At 60.4% G+C, this 16,724-nt stretch carries 15 protein-coding genes; 4 read left to right on the top strand and 11 right to left on the bottom strand.

The window, feature by feature from the left end; translation table 11 throughout:
• Positions 1-8 precede the first annotated feature (8 nt).
• Positions 9-704, bottom strand: coding sequence for a fumarylacetoacetate hydrolase family protein (locus ABOK31_RS08555; protein WP_349958513.1), 696 nt, complete (start codon positions 702-704; stop codon positions 9-11).
• A 138-nt stretch (positions 705-842) separates the two neighbouring features.
• Between ABOK31_RS08555 and dusA the strand changes: the two genes are divergently transcribed.
• A complete protein-coding gene (dusA, locus tag ABOK31_RS08550) occupies positions 843-1,856 on the top strand; it encodes a tRNA dihydrouridine(20/20a) synthase DusA (protein ID WP_349958512.1) in 1,014 nt (337 codons plus the stop codon).
• A 420-nt stretch (positions 1,857-2,276) separates the two neighbouring features.
• Here the strand turns inward: dusA and ABOK31_RS08545 are convergent, their stop codons facing one another.
• A complete protein-coding gene (locus ABOK31_RS08545; protein WP_004109325.1) occupies positions 2,277-2,489 on the bottom strand; it encodes a cold-shock protein in 213 nt (70 codons plus the stop codon).
• Positions 2,490-2,949: 460 nt separating this feature from the next.
• Between ABOK31_RS08545 and ABOK31_RS08540 the strand changes: the two genes are divergently transcribed.
• The gene (locus ABOK31_RS08540; RefSeq protein WP_349958510.1) at positions 2,950-3,477 is read left to right on the top strand and encodes a nucleoside deaminase; all 528 of its coding nucleotides are present in this window, start codon (positions 2,950-2,952) and stop codon (positions 3,475-3,477) included.
• Between the two features lie 32 nt (positions 3,478-3,509).
• Here ABOK31_RS08540 and ABOK31_RS08535 read toward each other — a convergent pair whose 3' ends face one another.
• The 3 genes from ABOK31_RS08535 to uvrB form a co-directional block, all read right to left on the bottom strand.
• On the bottom strand, positions 3,510-4,568 hold the full coding sequence (locus ABOK31_RS08535; protein ID WP_349958509.1) for an adenylate/guanylate cyclase domain-containing protein: 1,059 nt from the start codon (positions 4,566-4,568) through the stop codon (positions 3,510-3,512).
• A 168-nt stretch (positions 4,569-4,736) separates the two neighbouring features.
• Entirely contained in the window at positions 4,737-5,192 is a 456-nt protein-coding gene (locus ABOK31_RS08530) for an SRPBCC family protein (RefSeq protein ID WP_349958507.1), read from the bottom strand.
• Positions 5,193-5,391: 199 nt separating this feature from the next.
• Positions 5,392-8,181 carry an excinuclease ABC subunit UvrB gene (gene uvrB, locus ABOK31_RS08525; protein WP_349958505.1) on the bottom strand — a complete coding sequence of 930 codons (2,790 nt, stop codon included), beginning with the start codon at positions 8,179-8,181 and terminating at the stop codon, positions 5,392-5,394.
• Positions 8,182-8,464: 283 nt separating this feature from the next.
• Between uvrB and ABOK31_RS08520 the strand changes: the two genes are divergently transcribed.
• The gene (locus tag ABOK31_RS08520) at positions 8,465-9,715 is read left to right on the top strand and encodes an MFS transporter (RefSeq protein ID WP_174179613.1); all 1,251 of its coding nucleotides are present in this window, start codon (positions 8,465-8,467) and stop codon (positions 9,713-9,715) included.
• A gap of 54 nt (positions 9,716-9,769) precedes the next feature.
• Here ABOK31_RS08520 and ABOK31_RS08515 read toward each other — a convergent pair whose 3' ends face one another.
• The 6 genes from ABOK31_RS08515 to ABOK31_RS08490 all read right to left on the bottom strand — a co-directional run bounded on the left by ABOK31_RS08515 (position 9,770) and on the right by ABOK31_RS08490 (position 15,200).
• A complete protein-coding gene (locus ABOK31_RS08515; protein WP_349958503.1) occupies positions 9,770-10,285 on the bottom strand; it encodes a hypothetical protein in 516 nt (171 codons plus the stop codon).
• Between the two features lie 101 nt (positions 10,286-10,386).
• Entirely contained in the window at positions 10,387-11,223 is an 837-nt protein-coding gene (locus ABOK31_RS08510) for an RDD family protein (RefSeq protein ID WP_349958501.1), read from the bottom strand.
• A gap of 151 nt (positions 11,224-11,374) precedes the next feature.
• Positions 11,375-12,445 carry an SEL1-like repeat protein gene (locus ABOK31_RS08505; RefSeq protein WP_174179606.1) on the bottom strand — a complete coding sequence of 357 codons (1,071 nt, stop codon included), beginning with the start codon at positions 12,443-12,445 and terminating at the stop codon, positions 11,375-11,377.
• Between the two features lie 55 nt (positions 12,446-12,500).
• Positions 12,501-14,093 (bottom strand): SEL1-like repeat protein, encoded by a 1,593-nt coding sequence (locus ABOK31_RS08500; RefSeq protein WP_349958499.1) that lies wholly within the window; start codon positions 14,091-14,093, stop codon positions 12,501-12,503.
• Between the two features lie 122 nt (positions 14,094-14,215).
• Positions 14,216-14,806: a hypothetical protein gene (locus ABOK31_RS08495; protein WP_174179603.1), complete on the bottom strand. Its 591-nt coding sequence runs from the start codon at positions 14,804-14,806 to the stop codon at positions 14,216-14,218.
• Between the two features lie 4 nt (positions 14,807-14,810).
• Complete coding sequence (locus tag ABOK31_RS08490; protein WP_349958496.1) at positions 14,811-15,200, bottom strand: acyl-CoA thioesterase; 390 nt, start codon at positions 15,198-15,200, stop codon at positions 14,811-14,813.
• Between the two features lie 242 nt (positions 15,201-15,442).
• Between ABOK31_RS08490 and ABOK31_RS08485 the strand changes: the two genes are divergently transcribed.
• The gene (locus ABOK31_RS08485) at positions 15,443-16,636 is read left to right on the top strand and encodes an extensin family protein (RefSeq protein ID WP_349958494.1); all 1,194 of its coding nucleotides are present in this window, start codon (positions 15,443-15,445) and stop codon (positions 16,634-16,636) included.
• Positions 16,637-16,724 lie beyond the last annotated feature (88 nt).

Below are 16,724 nucleotides of genomic sequence, written 5' to 3'. Positions count from 1 at the left end.
CTCCTCGATCAGACGACGTTCAGTACCAGGTTTGCGACGCCATCGACGGCGCAGCTGATCCGGTCACCGCGTGCAACTGGGCCGACGCCGGCCGGCGTACCGGTCATGATGATATCGCCCGGCGCGAGCGTGAAGAGCTTGGAGAGCTCGGCGATGATTTCCGGCACCTTCCAGATCATCTGGGAGAGATCGCCTCTCTGGGCAGCCTCGCCATTGCGCATCAGCCAGATGCCGCCCTTGTCGGGATGGCCGACGCGGGTAGCGGGAACGAGTGCGGAAACCGGTGCTGAATGATCGAAGGCCTTGCCGATTTCCCAGGGGCGGCCGAGCTTCTTGGCTTCGCCCTGCAGATCACGACGGGTGAAATCGATGCCGACGCCATAGCCATAGACGCAATCCAAAGCCTGTTCGACCGGGATGTTCGCGCCGCCGCAGCGCAGCGCCACGACAAGCTCCACTTCGTGATGCACATCCGACGACAGGGCAGGATAGGGGAAATCGCTCGAGACAAGCAGATTGTCCGGGTTCTTCTGGAAGAAGAAGGGCGGCTCGCGGCTCGGGTCATGTCCCATCTCGATGGCATGGTCGGCATAGTTGCGGCCGACACAATAGACGCGGCGCACGGGAAAAAGCTCGGTCTCGCCTTCGACTGGCAGAAGGACGGCGGCAGGTGGTGGAATGACTGTCGTTAGTGGGGCGTTCATATGGGCTTTCGAAACTCTCATCTTTTTCAGAGGGCTGCTGCCGTCCGACTCCGTGCGGCAAACTAGCATTATTGTTACAGCCGCGAAAACTGGCGTTTTTGAGGGATTTGGTGTAGAGGGCGGACAGAAAGGTTTCCCATGTATAGCGACGCGCTGAAAAATGGCCGCAAGATCTTTGCGGTTGCCCCGATGATCGACTGGACGGATCGCCATTGCAGGTACCTGCACCGGCAGATCAGCCGGCATGCGCTTCTCTATACCGAGATGGTGGTGGCCGATGCGATCATTCACGGGCCGCGCGACCGGCTGCTGGGGCATGATATCGCCGAGCATCCCGTCGCGCTGCAACTGGGTGGCTCCGATCCTGCCAAGCTTGCCGAGGCGGTGCGGATTGCTGAAGCCTATCATTATGACGAGATCAACCTGAATGTCGGCTGCCCGTCCGATCGCGTACAGTCAGGCACCTTCGGCGCCTGCCTGATGCTGACACCGGAGACGGTGGCATCCTGCGTTGCCGCGATGAAGGCGGTGTCGAAGGCGCCCGTCACGGTGAAATGCCGTATCGGTGTTGACGAACAGGAGCCGGAAGAGGCTCTGCCCGAATTGATGACGCGTGTGCTCGATGCGGGCGCCGATGCGATCTGGATTCATGCGCGCAAGGCCTGGCTGAAGGGCCTGTCGCCAAAGGAAAACCGCGAAATACCGCCGCTCGATTACGATATCGTCTATCGCATGAAGCAGCGTTGGCCGGATGTTTTCATCGGGATCAATGGCGGTATCCAGACGCCGGACCAGGCTGAGGCGCATCTTGCCCATGTCGATGGCGTCATGCTTGGCCGTGCCGCCTATCAGAATGCCGCGATCCTCTCAGATGTCGATCATCGCTTCTATGACGAGCCTGCCGTTGAGACCGATTGGGATGACTTGCGCGACCGCATGATGGCCTATGTGGAGCGCCATATCGAAAACGGCGGCCGCCTGCAGCATGTCGCGCGCCATATGGTCGGCCTCTTCACCGGCCTGCCGGGTTCGCGCCGCTATCGCCAGATCCTCTCCACCGATGCCAACAAGCCCGGCGCAGGGCCGGAGGTGATTGCGGCGGCCTTCGCCGCGGTGGATTTTGCCGGCGAGCGTGAACGCGTCAGCGCTTGAGGGGATATTGATTCCCACTGCCTTTGTCCTTCGAGGCAGCTTTCGCTCCCACCTCACGGAGAGGGCTGATCGGCTGGAAGTTAAGGAGCAGTCTGGTCAAAAGATCATCTCGCACCCGTCATCCTCGGGCTTGACCTGAGGATCCATGCCTAACCACATTGGTGCGTCTAATCGACGAGAGTGCTGGCTTTGCTTTGGCGCGCATCCCTTTTCGCCAGAGGAGGCAGTGAGGTTCGTGCCTGGATCCCCGGGTCAAGCCCGAGGATGACGGAATGTCAGGATGGTTCGGGGCCGACAACGGACTTGCGGTAAGGGGCATAGACAAGCTTGATTCAGGATGAGGGTGCCATCCTCACAAACGAAAAACGGCGCGGTTTTCACCGCGCCGTTCGAAACCTTGATCAGGCAGTCACCAGAGGCTTAGTTAGCCTGGATGTTTACGGCCTTCGGGCCCTTGCCCATGCGATCCGGCTCGGTGTCGAAAGTGACCTGCTGGCCTTCGCGCAGCGACTGGATGCCGGAAGCCTGAAGAGCGGAGATATGGACGAAAACGTCCTTAGCGCCGCCGTCAGGAGTGATGAAACCAAAACCCTTGTCCTGGTTGAAGAATTTTACGGTGCCCTTGGTGGCCATGGGGGATAGTCCTTTACCCATCAGTCTTAATTAATCCGGGGAAACCCGGACGGCTTTGCCTCCGCGCCATGCGAAAGCTAGTCGAGAAGTCACGTACGGGGAAAGAACGTCTGCGCGGGTCTTTGAAACCCAACCACTGCCTGCCGCCAGCGGATCACCAAATCAGTCCAGTCACCGGCATGCAAATGCCCGAGCATGCATATGGGTGACAGGGTTTTAGGAAAAAGGCAAGGGGTGTTTTAGCTGGCAGCTGTAATGGAAGAAGAATCAATAGGTTGAAGGCTGGTCGCTTCGATTGGTCGACGAATCTACTATTTTCAGATCATATAATAAGCTTACTTCCTATTCCCAAAATGCAGATCAAAAATACGTTCCAAAGAGGGGCGATCGTTGCGGGCTTTGCAAAAGCCGCTACTTTCCGAGCACACAACCTTTGATAATTCGGCGCTTTGGAGGGTGCATGGCGGAATTGAGCGATGATGATATGATGGGGCTGGCTTTAGCTGAGGCAAGAACAGCCTTGGAATATGGCGTTTTTCCCGTTGGGGCGGTTCTATCGTCGGGAACCCGGATTCTGGGTCGCTCGCACAAGACCATGGTTTCGAATCATTTGAACCATGCGGAAATGAACCTTTTTCATCGGGTGTTTACCGGCGATTACACCTTCTCGCGAAATGACAATCTGACACTTTATACAACGCTGGAACCCTGCATCATGTGTTTCGGCACTATGCTCCATCTGCCGATAAGCCGTCTCGTATTCGCCATGCCCGACGCATATGGCGGTTGTGCGCATATGAGGCTGGAAAATTCTCCCCCAAGACACCTTTCGAGAGCTGTAGAAATCGTCGGAGGCGTTCGCCGTCAGGAGGCCTGCGAGCTCTTTGCGAAGTTTCTCGAGACAACGACCGAGGAATTCTGGTTGACGGGCGGTGCTTCACATTTTCAGGCGGCCGTGAAGGCGGGTCTCCCTGCATTGCAAGGCTGATTGTGCGTTCATGCCTGGGAGCGCTCGGAATATCAGCTTTGTGCGAGCGTAAACACCGCGCAAGGCTCCGCAATCCCGCGCAGCTCGTAATTCCCCAAAGGCAGCAGTTGCATCGCCGTCTCAGCAGCGACCGAGCCTGAAATCAGGATATTTTGGCCGAGCGGCTTGCACAGGCCCTCCAGCCGGCTGACGAGGTTGACGGCGGGGCCGATCGCGGTGAAGTCCAGGCGGTCGGCGGCGCCGATGTTGCCCCAGAGCATGTCGCCGAAGTGCAGGGCGGCGCCGAAGGGGAGCGGCGGCAGGCCCTGGCTTGCCCGCGTCGCGTCGAGATGCGCCATGCCGGCGCGGATGGCGGTGGCGGCGCGCAGGGCCGCTTCGCAGGCTTCCCTTGGCGTTCCGCTCACCGGGAAGATCGCCAGCACGCCATCGCCCATGAATTTCAGCACTTCGCCGCCGAAGGCGTGCACCGCGCCGGCGACGCGGTCGAACCAGGCATCGAGCGCTGCGATCATGACGGTCGGCTCCGTCGCCTCGGACAGAGCGGTGAAATCCCGCAGGTCGGCGCAGAGCAGGGCCGCGCGGATGGTTTCGCCGCTATTGCGGCTGAGCGCTCCCGCCTGCACGCGCGCCGCGCTCCGGCGGCCAAGATAGGCTTCGAGCAGGGTCGATAGGGTGGCGCGGGCGGCCAATCCCGCCAAGGGGGCCGCGGCAAAGCGGGCGATCTCGCGCAGGCTTTCCGCCTCGGAGGAGGTGAAGGGCCGGGTGCCGGCCCAGGCGAGCACGGAATTGCCGGGCGCGATGCCGATCGTTTCCTCGCATGTCGGGCCGAGATCGCCGAGCCAATCGCGGCCGGCCTGGCCGAGCGCCGTCCCGGCGAAGCCGAGAGCTTCGGTCACCGCGCCGGTCTCGGCGCGCCAGAGCCAGCTATGTTGCGTGATGATCGGATGCGGCGCGGCAAGCGTCAGGGCGCTGCCGGCAAGCGGCAGGTCGGCGGCCAACAGATGTCCGCCCAGATCGGCCAGGAAGCGTTCGGGGCTGGGCGAGGTGCCGGCTTCGTCAACCAGCCAGGCAAGGGGGGCGGGCAAATCCATGCCGCGATCATGCCATGGCGGTTGCAGCCTGTCATCGGTGTCAATGTAACCTTGCTGGCAGTGCGCAGATCACCGCGATGCTGAAGACGGAGCAGAAGTGTCGCCAGTGATTGACAGACGCGGCCTTCAAGGCATCGAGCACCCAATGGTGCCGCGCTTAGAACGTCGTCAGCTTTTGTCGTCGTGACCGCGCATGGCGTCAGGGCCGGGATCGTGTCCGGCGGCGACTGTGGCCATGCGGTCGAGATAATGCGCCCAACCCTTTGCGTGCGCTTCACATTGTTCAACTGTGGGCAGGCCGGTATGGGTGAGGCGGACCAGCGTCCCGTCCGGCTGCTCTATCAGGTCGATTTCCACCAGGCTCGATCCGGGAGGCACTTCCTCGCTGCCTTCCCAGCCAAAGCTATAGGCGAGCCGATGAACCGGCACGACCTCACGGAACGAGCCGCGTGCGACACGAGCTCCGGTGACGTTGACGAGATAGATACCGCCGGGTTGCGGCTCGGTCTGGGCTTCCGTCCCCATCCAGCGCAGGATTTTTTCGGGATCGGTCAGCAGCGCGAAAATGGCGGCAGGCGGCGCCGAGACATGGGTCTCGCGACGGACGATTAAAGGCTCGGACATTAGTCTCTCTCCCCAGGTTGCTGTCGCTTCCCACCGGCCCGGTATGCGCTCAAACGCTTTCCGTCCCTCGGTAGGCCTCCTCATATGAGGGCATGTAGCGGCTGCGGCCTCGTCAGCAAGGCATAGCGCAATGCTTGCAGGCCTCAGCCCTCATAAATCGGCAACGCCGGCTGGCAGATATCCGAAAGTAGCGGTCGCCTTATCGCCCGGGTCGCCCCGTCTTGCCTTTCGTCCGTCCCTTGCGCTGCTTCTCGTCCACTGGGTCCTCGTATGAGCCGACGCCCGGCTTTGCCCGGGTGATCGGCTTGTCCGGCACCTTGCCCATGACAGGCTTCTCTGTGCGGCCAACGGTCATTTCATCCAGCGTGTTCTTGCGGAAGAGCGGCGTGCCGGCATCGCTGCCCGGCCCCATTTCGTCGAGGCTCGGCTTGGCGAAGTAGGAGCGGGAGGTCTCCGGTGGCGGAGCCGCACGCTTGCCTGCCGTTGTACCCCGACTTTCGAGGCTTTTCGCTTCCTCGCGAGCCAGCGGATCGTCCATGGCGGCGAGCTCGACAGCCTTCAGACGCTTGATCTCGTCGCGCAGCCTCGCTGCCTTTTCGAAATCCAGGTCTGCGGCGGCGTCGCGCATGGATTTTTCCAGAGCGTTGAGATGGGCCTGCAGATTGTTGCCGACCAGATGGCCGCCATCGGCAAAGCCCTTGCCGGAGGCCCCGCCGATATCGGCGCGGACATGGTCCTTCTCGTAGACGCTGTCGAGGATGTCGGAGATCTTCGCCTTGACCGATTCCGGCGTGATGCCGTGCTCAAGGTTGAACGCCATCTGCTTCTCGCGGCGGCGGCTGGTCTCGTCCATCGCCCGCTGCATCGAGCCGGTGACGGTGTCGGCATAGAGGATGACCTTGCCGTCGACGTTACGCGCGGCGCGGCCGATCGTCTGGATCAGCGAAGTCTCAGAACGCAGGAAGCCTTCCTTGTCGGCATCGAGAATGGCGACGAAGCCGCATTCCGGAATATCGAGGCCCTCGCGCAAGAGGTTGATGCCGACGAGCACGTCGAAGGCGCCGAGGCGCAGGTCGCGGATGATTTCGATGCGTTCCAGCGTATCGATGTCGGAGTGCATGTAGCGCACGCGCACGCCCTGTTCGTGCAAATATTCCGTCAGGTCCTCGGCCATGCGCTTGGTCAGCACGGTGCAGAGGGTGCGGTAACCCTTGGCGGCGGTCTCGCGGATTTCGCCGAGCACATCGTCGACCTGCGTACGGGCGGAGCGAACCTCGACCGGCGGGTCGATGAGACCTGTGGGGCGAATGACCTGTTCGGCGAAGACGCCGCCGGATTGTTCCATCTCCCAGCTGCCCGGCGTTGCAGACACCGCGATCGTATCCGGGCGCATGGCGTCCCATTCCTCGAAGCGTAGCGGACGGTTGTCCATGCAGGAGGGCAGGCGGAAGCCGTATTCGGCAAGCGTCGCCTTACGCCGGAAGTCACCCCGGTACATACCGCCGATCTGACTGACCGAGACGTGGCTTTCGTCGATGAACAGCAGGGCGTTGTCGGGGATATATTCGAACAGCGTCGGCGGCGGCTCGCCGGGATTGCGGCCGGTCAGGTAGCGCGAATAGTTCTCGATGCCGGCGCAGGAGCCGGTAGCTTCAAGCATTTCGACGTCGTAGCGTGTGCGCTGCTCCAGCCGCTGCGCTTCGAGCAGGCGGCCGGCCTTCTCCAGCTCGGCAAGCCGGATTTTCAGTTCTTCCTTGATCGCCTTGATGGCGCCGTTCAGCGTCGGGCGTGGTGTGACATAGTGCGAATTGGCGTAGATCTTCACCGATTTCAGGTCGCCGGTCTTCTGGCCGGTTAGGGGATCGAATTCGGTAATGGCGTCGATCTCGTCGCCGAACATGGAGATGCGCCAGGCGGCATCCTCCAAGTGAGCCGGGAAGATTTCGATCGTGTCGCCGCGAACGCGGAAGGAGCCGCGGATGAAGTCCATGTCGCGGCGCTTATATTGCTGCGCCACGAGGTCGGCGAGAAGCTGGCGCTGGTCCAGCCGGTCACCGACATTCATCTGGAAGGTCATCGCCGTGTAGGTTTCGACCGAGCCGATACCGTAGATGCAAGAGACCGAGGCGACGATGATGCAATCGTCGCGTTCCAAGAGCGAGCGCGTCGCCGAGTGGCGCATGCGGTCGATCTGCTCGTTGATAGAACTTTCCTTCTCGATGAAAGTGTCCGAGCGCGGCACGTAGGCTTCCGGCTGGTAATAGTCGTAGTAGGAGACGAAATACTCGACCGCGTTGTCCGGGAAGAAGTTCTTGAATTCGGAATAGAGCTGCGCCGCGAGCGTCTTGTTCGGCGCGAGGATGACGGCGGGGCGCTGCGTTGCTTCGATCACCTTGGCCATGGTGAAGGTCTTGCCGGAGCCGGTGACGCCGAGCAGCACCTGGCTACGGTCGCCGTTCTCCAATCCTTCGACAAGGTCGCGGATCGCCGTCGGCTGGTCGCCGGCGGGCTGATACTCCGAGGCCATGCGGATCTCGATACCGCCTTCGGATTTCGCCGGACGGGCAGGGCGATGCGGCGTCCAGAGCTTGCCATCCTTGAAGAGCGGGTTGCCGCTCTCGATCAGCTTCGACAACGCTTCCACGGTTGCGGTCACACCGCTCGTTGCGATCTTGTCGGCATCCTCAAGCGCGACATCGAGGCCAGCCACCGGATTGAGACCGGCCGCGGCGCGCGTCTTCGGATCGGTCGAGCCGCCCATCGAGGTGCCGCGTGCCGATTTGGAAGCGGCGATTTCTACCTTCTTGCGATGCTTGCCGGCCTTGGAGGCGATCTCGCGCTGGGTTTCGATACCGGAGGATTCCGCATCGGTTTCGAGCTGCTTTACCCAGTCGGCAACACTACCGCTGAGCGGCGCACCTTCAAACGGTGCCTGCGGCGCCTCTTCGAAACCGGTCGGGGCGGAGGGTTTTTTCGGTGATTTGGCCATGACGCGAATATGGAGACAGATCGCGCAGATGTGAAGGGGCAAAGAGTACAAAAGGGAAACAAAGTGGCGGATTTTTCCATTCGCCGAAGATGTCAAATATGTTACAACCCAAGGGCGGCCGATGCGTTATCGCTGATCCAAAAGTCCGCATAGCGCGATCCTCGCAGGCGCCAAGGGAGGAACCAGCCGCAACGTCGACATGCCCGGCAATGCCGGGTTCCCCCAGCTTCGACGGCATCCGGTATTGCCCGCCTCGCCGCCGCCATCCGGTCGGAGGATCATGATGACCGCATTGGATAGCTTACGTTCCTTGTCCCCCCAGCAACGAAACACCGTGATCGCGGCCTATCTGGGCTGGACTCTGGACGCTTTCGATTTCTTCATTTTGGTTTTCGTTCTCAAGCATATAGCCGAAGAATTTCACACGGACGTTCCGGCAGTCGCCGTGGCGATCTTCCTCACGCTTGCCATGCGGCCGCTCGGAGCCTTGATCTTCGGACTTGCGGCGGATCGGTTCGGGCGGCGCACGACCCTGATGGTCGACGTGCTGCTTTATTCCGTCTTCGAATTCCTGACCGGCTTTTCGACCGGCCTGACGATGTTCCTCGTGCTGCGCGCGCTGTTCGGCGTCGCCATGGGCGGCGAATGGGGTGTGGGCGCATCGCTCGTCATGGAGACCATACCCGAAGATTCGCGCGGCCTGGTGTCCGGTATCCTGCAGGCGGGCTATCCCTCGGGCTATCTGCTCGCTTCGATCGTCTTCTTCCTGCTGTTTCCGATCATCGGCTGGCGCGGCATGTTCATCGTCGGCGCGGTGCCGGCGCTACTGGTGCTCTACATCAGACGCAACGTGCAGGAATCGCCTGCTTTCCTCCAGAGGCAGGCCAAGCCGCAACGACCGTTTCTCACCGTGCTGCGCGAGAATATTCCTCTGTTCATCTGGGCGGTGCTTCTCATGACTGCATTCAATTTCTTCAGTCATGGCACCCAGGACCTCTATCCAACCTTCCTGGAAACCCAGCGGCAATATGATTCCTATACGGTCGGCGCCATCGCCATCGTCTACAATATCGGAGCGATCGTCGGCGGCCTGACGTTCGGTGCTCTGTCGCAGCGTTGGGGCAGACGGCGGACCATCGTCATCGCAGCACTGCTGGCCATTCCCGTCGCGCCGCTCTGGGTCTGGGGTCAGGGGCCGGTGATGCTCGCGATCGGCGCCTTCCTGATGCAGCTGTTCGTGCAGGGTGCGTGGGGCATCGTCCCCGTGCATCTCAACGAATTGTCGCCTGACGAGGTGCGCGGCACCTTCCCCGGATTTGCCTATCAGCTCGGCAATCTGCTGGCTTCAGGCAATGCCTCGATCCAGGCAGGTTTGGCAAAGCAATGGAGCGGCGACTATGCGCTGGCCCTGTTGATCGTTGCCTGCATCGTCGCCGTGGTCGTTGCAGTTTTTGCCGGCTTCGGCTTCGAGAAAAAGGGCGTCAGGTTCGGGGAAGGCGATGCCGGACGAGCCAACGGCGCCGTGCGAGCCTGAAGAGCTCGCCACGCTGATTAGCAAGGGCCGACGGATATCGTCGGCCCTTCGATATTACTTTCCGCAAATTTCCGAGATTTTGGCCTGGGCAAAGCCGCGCGCAAGCTCCTGCAGTCCGCCAACGGAGGATATCAATTCGCCGATCGGCCCATTGATGCCCAGATGCAGGTCGGTGATGTGGCATGCGCCGACATCGACGGTCATGGAGGCGTCGAGCTGGCCCTTGATCGTCGTCTTCAGTACACCATGCGATTTGCAGGCCATCTCGGCATGGGCGTTGATCTGGACGCCACCGTTCGGGCCATCGCAGACGTCGAGTGACTTCACCTCGAACTTGTCTTTGTGATCGACGCCGGGCAGTTTCTTGCAGGGATCGGCTTCGTTCACGGACTTCTCTATCTGCGGGCCAAATTTGCTCTGCAGCAGCGACCAGCACGAGCCGGGAGCCGCTTCCGCCGGCGTTGCCGCCATCGGAAGCGGAGAGAGCGGCAGCACGACCGCCGTGGCCAGCAAAGCCATGCGAAACGGCGGCAGAAGCGAGAAGGGGGGCATGGGATATTTCAGGTTCACGACGATCTATCCTCTCAAGAGAAGAAGCAGCAAATCAGGCCTGGCGCGGCGACAGTCTTCCATCTCTTCGTCTGCCAAGGCAATCCCCCCGATTTTGATGGTTATGCCTTGACGACCATGGTGTCGCAGAAGCGGTCGTAGAAAGTCTGTCCGCGCCACACGATTAGGGGGAAGACCCACCAGATGAGCGCGAACACGAACAGAAGCGGCGCCAAGGCCCCCGTCAAGGCGAAGAAGCCGATGGCATTGAGAAGATTGGTGTCGCGCGCCTGCTGAATCAGCTGGTCGATTGGCGGCAGATATGAGGGCAGCAGAAACAGGCTGACCAGATTGACTGTTGCCAGCAGCATCAATGGCAGAAACTTGAATATTTCCCGCTTGAGGGCGAGCCCGAAGGGCAACGCGCCGCCTTCCGTCGTTGTCACGCGCAATGAGGTCAAACGCTTGCCTGGCGTTCGCCCGCCGCCGATCGAGCAAAGGGCGAAGGCGACAGGAAGGAGCAGCAGGACGATGCTGGAGGTCGGCCTTACGGTGATATTCGGATCGACCGGGTTGCCATTGCCGTCGATGGGCACGGAAAAGGCGCGCTTCAATGTGGTCGATCCCTGCTGCGATGCGACGATTGAAAGGAAGACCGTGTATCCGTTGCTGCCCAGCCAGGATATACGGCACAGTTGGTTGCTTCTCACTTCGCCTGGCTGCAGCGGCCATTCGGCCTCCACTTTCGCAACGAGAGGCGCCGACGTTGCTTCTTCGCACCGCTGTTTCTGAAGAAGTGGCAAGGTCAAATCCCACGGCGTCACCGCCGACAACGCGAGAAACAACAGCGTAAAAGCAACCTGGAAGATGACGATATCGACCGCATAGGCACCGAGCCGTCGCCAAAAATGGCGAGGCGGTGAAGAGGCTATTTGATGATCGGAAGCGTCAAAACTCATAATTTCCCCCGGCTCAGCGCGTTTCACGACGCCCCACACGTCGCATCACGTACTTCAAGTTGTGGGCATTAGCATGTTTTGCCGCGATTCGCTGGGAGTGAAGGCAGATGGCCGGCAGGGCATGATGTTACCGGTCGGCCAGTGCAGTGCGTCATATCGGAATAGTCTGTCCGCCGGAAGGGGCTTGCGGTTGTTCGTCCGTGTCGCCGTCATAACCCAGGTGCTTCGCCTTGCGGAACCATTCCGCCGCCTTGGCCGCATCAGCAGCAACGCCATCACCGTCGCGGTACATCATGGCGAGATTGTAAGCGGCATCGGCATAGCGATGTTCTGCCGCCCGCTCGAACCAGTAGACCGCCTTAGGGCCGTTCTTGGTGACGCCTTCGCCATCGCGGAACATCACCCCAAGATTGTATTCGGCCTCTACGTCGTTCTGCGCCGCGGCCTTTAGGAACCATGCGATCGCCTGGGCATCGTCCTGCCCGATCCCGTCGCCATCGGCATACATGGCGCCGATATTGAACTGGGCGCTGGCATCGCCCTGATCGGCCGCCTTCTTGAACCAGGAGAAGGCTGCAGCACCATCCTTGGCGACGCCTTCGCCGTCGCGGTACATAATGCCGAGATTGTATTGCGCCTCGATTTTTCCCTGCTCGGCCGCCTTGCGATACCAGATGATGGCCTTGCTCTTGTCCTTGTTCGTGCCGTCGCCCTGGTCGTACATGGTGCCGACATTGTACTGTGCTTCGGCATCGCCCTGTTCGGCCGCCTTGCTGTACCAGGCGAACGCCTGCGGCTTGTCCTGGGCTACGCCTTGGCCCGTGTCGTAAACGACGCCAAGATTGTATTGCGCATTGAGGTATCCCTGCGCCGCAGCTTTCTTGTACCAGACAATGGCCTCGCTCTTGTCGGCAGTAACGCCTTCGCCTTGGTCGTACATGGTGCCGACATTGAATTGCGCTTCGGCATTGCCCTGGTCGGCGGCCTTCTTGTACCAGCTGAGGGCAAGGGTGAGGTTTTTTCCGACGCCGTTGCCGTCCTCGTACATCTGTCCGAGTTTCAGCTGTGCGGCGACGTTGCCCTTGTTCGCCAGGGGACGCCAGTAGTCCAAGCCGGATTTGATATCGCCGCGATCATAACTGTTTCGTCCGACATCGGCTTGTGCCGTTCCCATGGACGCCAGCGCGAAGAGCAAACCTGCTGCCCCCTTCTTCCAATTCACGATTTACCCCTCAGTCGAAATCCGTTGAATTAAGATGCCGAACGCTCCGCGACCACTAGGGTACGAGCGCCATCAGCAAATGGAAAAGGACCCAGCCCGTCTTGTTGCCGGTGTCCTTTTTTCCGGCCGTCCCTTGTCCCAGCGGTCCGAGATCCTTGATCGGGCCGTCGCCGTTGGCTTCCATATAGCTGAGCCCATGCTGCGCTTCGGGCAATCCCTTCGCCACCGCCTTGTTGAACCAGTCGGCAGCGATCGTGGAGTCCTTCGGCACGCCATAGCCGTTATAATACAAATATCCAAGACCGTATTCCGCGCGGGCGTCACCCTGATCGGCGGCTTTGCGAAACAGATCGGCCGCCTGACCATAGTCCTTGGTCACGCCGGCGCCCTGATAGTAGAGATAGGCGAGGGCGTATTGACCTTGGGAATTGTTCTGGTCAGCCGCCTTGCGATACCAGCTTGCGGCAACTGATTTGTCAGTCTTTGTCCCCTGACCGTTTTCGTACATATAGCCGAGAGCATATTGCGCGTCCGCATGGCCTTGGCCGGCAGCTTTCCGACACCAGTCAAAGGCCTTGCCATAATCCGCAGCAACGCCACGGCCGGCGACATACATGAAGGCGAGGGCGTATTCGCCTCGCGCATCGCCTTGCTCGGCGGCCTTGCGATACCATCTCACTGCGCTGTCATCGTCGACCTTCACGCCCTGGCCGTTGGCATAGAGATAGCCGATGGCGTATTGCGCGTCGGGCCGCCCCTGGTCAGCCGATTTGCGATACCATTGAAGCGCCTGACGATAGTCCGGGGCCACGCCGACGCCATTCTCAAGGCTGTAGCCGACGGCATATTGTGCTTCGGCACGCCCCTTCTCGGCTGCTTTCATGTACCAGGAATAGGCTTCGGCATCATTCTGTTTGACACCCTTGCCATTGGCATAGGCGTAGCCGACTGCGTAGAGACCTTGCGCGCTTCCCTGGTCGCCGGCCCTTTTATACCAGGCGACGGCCTGTTCCTGGTCTTCTTCCGTGCCTTGGCCGTTGTCGTACATGTAGCCGATCGCGTATAGGGCGTCAGCGCGGCCCTGGTCGCCGGCCTTGCGATACCAGCCGAGTGCAATGGCACTATCCTTCTGCACGCCGAGGCCATTGGCATACATGTAGCCGAGCGCATATTGCGCCTGCGCCTCGCCCTGAGCGGCGGATTTTTGATACCAGGTGACGGCGTCTTCGTTGTCGACAGCCATGCCCCGGCCATTGGCATAGGAATAGCCGATGGCATATTGAGCATCGGCATTGCCGTTTTGCGCCGCCCTTAAATACCAGTCGTTTGCCTGTTTCAGATCGGTATCGACGCCGCGACCGCTGGCATACATATAGGCCAGAGCATATTGAGCCTGCGCATTGCCTTGGTCAGCCGATTTCCGATACCAGTCGACCGCCTGCACATCGTCCTGCTCCACGCCCTGGCCGTGGGCGTAGCGATAGCCAAGACCGTATTGGGCAGCCGGATTGCCCTGTTTTGCGAATTCTACCCAATATTTCAGATCGATCGTGGTATTGGCAGGTCCCGGCGCAGGGTCTTCGGCATGAGCAAGCCATGGTAACGACAGAGCAAAGGCCAATCCCAGTGCATAGCTCTTTGTCTTCAAGGCTTGAGTCTCCCACCTGTGTCTCAGACCGTAATCGATCTGAACAATATGGCGATGTCTTGGTCAAGGATCGTAGAGCATCGAAATGGCAGCCGTTTTAACGCCCGTGCGGAATGTGATCGCTAGACGGGAAGCACGTCGTAGAGCCGGAAGATCCATGTGATCTGGTAGATCAGCCCGACCGTCACGAACGCGGCCTGGAAGCGCCGGTTGGCCGTGATCGCCGCAATGATGCACAGGATGACATAGACGACATTGCGTATTGGATATTCCCAGCCGAGCGACTGGAAATAGGCTTCACCCTTCAGCAATGTGTCGATGAGATCGACAGCATAGGTCACGGCAAGCAGGCCGAAAAACCAACGCCGGCGGGAGATGAAATATTCCTCGAAGCCGCCATAATCCTCGACCGAGGGCGGATTGAGCAATACGCAAAGGAAATAGAAGAGGCAGCAGAAGCAGATGAGAAAGAGGTAGACGCCGAAATTGATCTGCGCGACGGATTGCAGACGATATTCCCACCACCAGAAATGGATGATGAACAGGAACATCGACAATACCCAGCCGATATGGACGAGGTAGATCTTGTTCTTGCCCGGCGCCTGCACGAAGCCGGCAAGCCGGGTCAGGAGCTGGGCGAGCGAAAGGCCGATCACCATGCTCATGACCGTCCTGATGTAGACGTAGACTTCCGGTACGTGTGCGGAACCCATCGCGTCAGCTCTCCTCTGGTACAGCCTTCGGCAAGCCGTTTTCATCAAGTGCGACCATGATGAAGGTCGCCGCCGTAACCTTCTCCAGGCTATTGTAGCGTGCGCGGTGCGCCCAGGCTTCGACGCTCAGGGTGATCGAGGTGCGGCCGACACGTTCGATATCAGTGTAGACGCTCAGCGTGTCGCCGATCTTGACCGGCAGTTTGAAGGCCATCTCCTTGACCGCTGCCGTGACCACGCGACCGCGCGCCCGTTCGGCGGCACGGATGCCGCTTGCCAAGTCCATCTGCGCCATGACCCAGCCGCCGAAAATATCGCCGGCAGGATTGGCGTCGGCGGGCATGGCAAGTGTGCGCAAAGTCAGCTCGCCTTTCGGTTTGACGCTGTCATTCATTCATCTGCTCCTGTTCACGGTCGATTCCGACAATCAGCCTATGCAATCCTGCCGCGATGGAAAAGCCATACTGGCATTTCCATGGAGGACTCCTGTGGGTCGCGTACTTTGCTTCAGGTCATCCCGGGGTGGCACGGTGCCGGCCTGAAACATCGAGATTCCTCACGGTAAGCTTTCGTTCACCCTTCCCATTTAGGATTTGTAATCGTTACCGACCGTGGCTGGGGCAGCGGATCAGGAGTATGACCATTTTACCCATTCTACGGCGGGTCGCGCTGCCATTGCTATTGTCGTCGGCACTGGTCGCCTGTACGGCGGACAGCCTCGTGCCGCCTTCTGGCATCGATAGTTCCTCGCGTGTCGGGTCCATCAAGCCGCATCGAACCGTGCCGCAGCGGCAATTCGCCTATCAAGGTGTACAGGATCCCGTCGTTTCCGCATCGAGCAATTACAAAAGCGGCGGTCCCGTTCGCTCCAACGGAACCGGCGAGGCCGTGACGACCTCGGACGTCGAGGTTGGGCTGGCGCAGCAATCGGACATTCCCTCTCAGGGCGTCAACATGGATGCCGAACTCGGTATTGGACCGAGCGAGGAGGAGCAATCCGGATCGGTCGTCGGGTTGGCGCAGGAAGAGCAGCAGAATATTGCCGAAGGTCAGTCCGACCAGCCCGTCGTCGACGGCATCGGCACCGATGCGCCGGTGCAGACCAACCGTTCGGTGGTTCAGCGCCCGGCCGCGCAGGCCGAGCTCAACCAGTCACGGATACCGAGGCAGCTGCCGGGGACGCAGGTCGCGATGCTGCCGCGCGTCGAAAATCCGATACCGCGCCTCGATCAAGAGTTCGAAGCGCCGCAATCGACGCCGGGCATGATGCCGCCTTCGGAAATCGCTTGCCGCCAGGAACTGCGGCGCATGGGCGTCGTCTATACGGATAAGCCGGCCATATCCAACGGCCCGGCCTGTCAGGTTCCCTATCCGGTTTCGCTCAGCGGTCTCTCAGGCAATATCGCGGTCCGGCCCGCCGTCACATTGAATTGCCAGGTGACGCTTGCCTTCGCCAAATGGGTGAAGAACGAACTGGCGCCCGCCGCGCGCACCCGGTACTGGACCGGCATCGGCACGATCGTGCCGCTCGGCGGCTATTCCTGCCGGCGCATGAACAATAGCCGGCAACGCTACAATCCGATGTCGGAGCATGCCCACGGCAATGCGATCGATGTCGGCACCTTCGTTCTCAAGAACGGCCATGTAATCGACGTACGGAAAAAGGGATTGTTCTCTTTCCGGGAAGGACGGCTGCTCAAGGCGGTGCGCAGCGACAGCTGCCGCTATTTCGATACGGTGCTTGGGCCGGGCAGCAATCCGGAGCATTGGAACCACTTCCATTTCGACCTCAGGGACCGAAAGGGCGGCCGGCGCTATTGCAGCCTTTGATTGGCCCTTTGCCGGGACAGCATCCACCCTTGCCAAACGGAGAAGCTGATTTACCTATCGGTGGAATCGCGCTCAACTGCGCGAACCG

The organism is Rhizobium sp. ZPR4 (assembly GCF_040215725.1).
Classification (GTDB): domain Bacteria; phylum Pseudomonadota; class Alphaproteobacteria; order Rhizobiales; family Rhizobiaceae; genus Rhizobium; species Rhizobium rhizogenes_D.
Note: the sequence above shows the minus strand (reverse complement) of the source record. Positions and strands in the feature narration are given on the sequence as shown.

What these genes read in the sequence shown, in the direction of transcription:
- ABOK31_RS08555 (WP_349958513.1), bottom strand. Translation starts at nt 704, where the DNA reads ATGAACGCCCCACTAACGACAGTCATTCCACCACCTGCCGCCGTCCTT.
- ABOK31_RS08485 (WP_349958494.1), top strand. Translation starts at nt 15,443, where the DNA reads ATGACCATTTTACCCATTCTACGGCGGGTCGCGCTGCCATTGCTATTG.
- ABOK31_RS08510 (WP_349958501.1), bottom strand. Translation starts at nt 11,223, where the DNA reads ATGAGTTTTGACGCTTCCGATCATCAAATAGCCTCTTCACCGCCTCGC.
- ABOK31_RS08495 (WP_174179603.1), bottom strand. Translation starts at nt 14,806, where the DNA reads ATGGGTTCCGCACACGTACCGGAAGTCTACGTCTACATCAGGACGGTC.
- ABOK31_RS08545 (WP_004109325.1), bottom strand. Translation starts at nt 2,489, where the DNA reads ATGGCCACCAAGGGCACCGTAAAATTCTTCAACCAGGACAAGGGTTTT.
- ABOK31_RS08530 (WP_349958507.1), bottom strand. Translation starts at nt 5,192, where the DNA reads ATGTCCGAGCCTTTAATCGTCCGTCGCGAGACCCATGTCTCGGCGCCG.
- ABOK31_RS08535 (WP_349958509.1), bottom strand. Translation starts at nt 4,568, where the DNA reads ATGGATTTGCCCGCCCCCCTTGCCTGGCTGGTTGACGAAGCCGGCACC.
- uvrB (WP_349958505.1), bottom strand. Translation starts at nt 8,181, where the DNA reads ATGGCCAAATCACCGAAAAAACCCTCCGCCCCGACCGGTTTCGAAGAG.
- ABOK31_RS08540 (WP_349958510.1), top strand. Translation starts at nt 2,950, where the DNA reads ATGGCGGAATTGAGCGATGATGATATGATGGGGCTGGCTTTAGCTGAG.
- ABOK31_RS08520 (WP_174179613.1), top strand. Translation starts at nt 8,465, where the DNA reads ATGACCGCATTGGATAGCTTACGTTCCTTGTCCCCCCAGCAACGAAAC.
- dusA (WP_349958512.1), top strand. Translation starts at nt 843, where the DNA reads ATGTATAGCGACGCGCTGAAAAATGGCCGCAAGATCTTTGCGGTTGCC.
- ABOK31_RS08490 (WP_349958496.1), bottom strand. Translation starts at nt 15,200, where the DNA reads ATGAATGACAGCGTCAAACCGAAAGGCGAGCTGACTTTGCGCACACTT.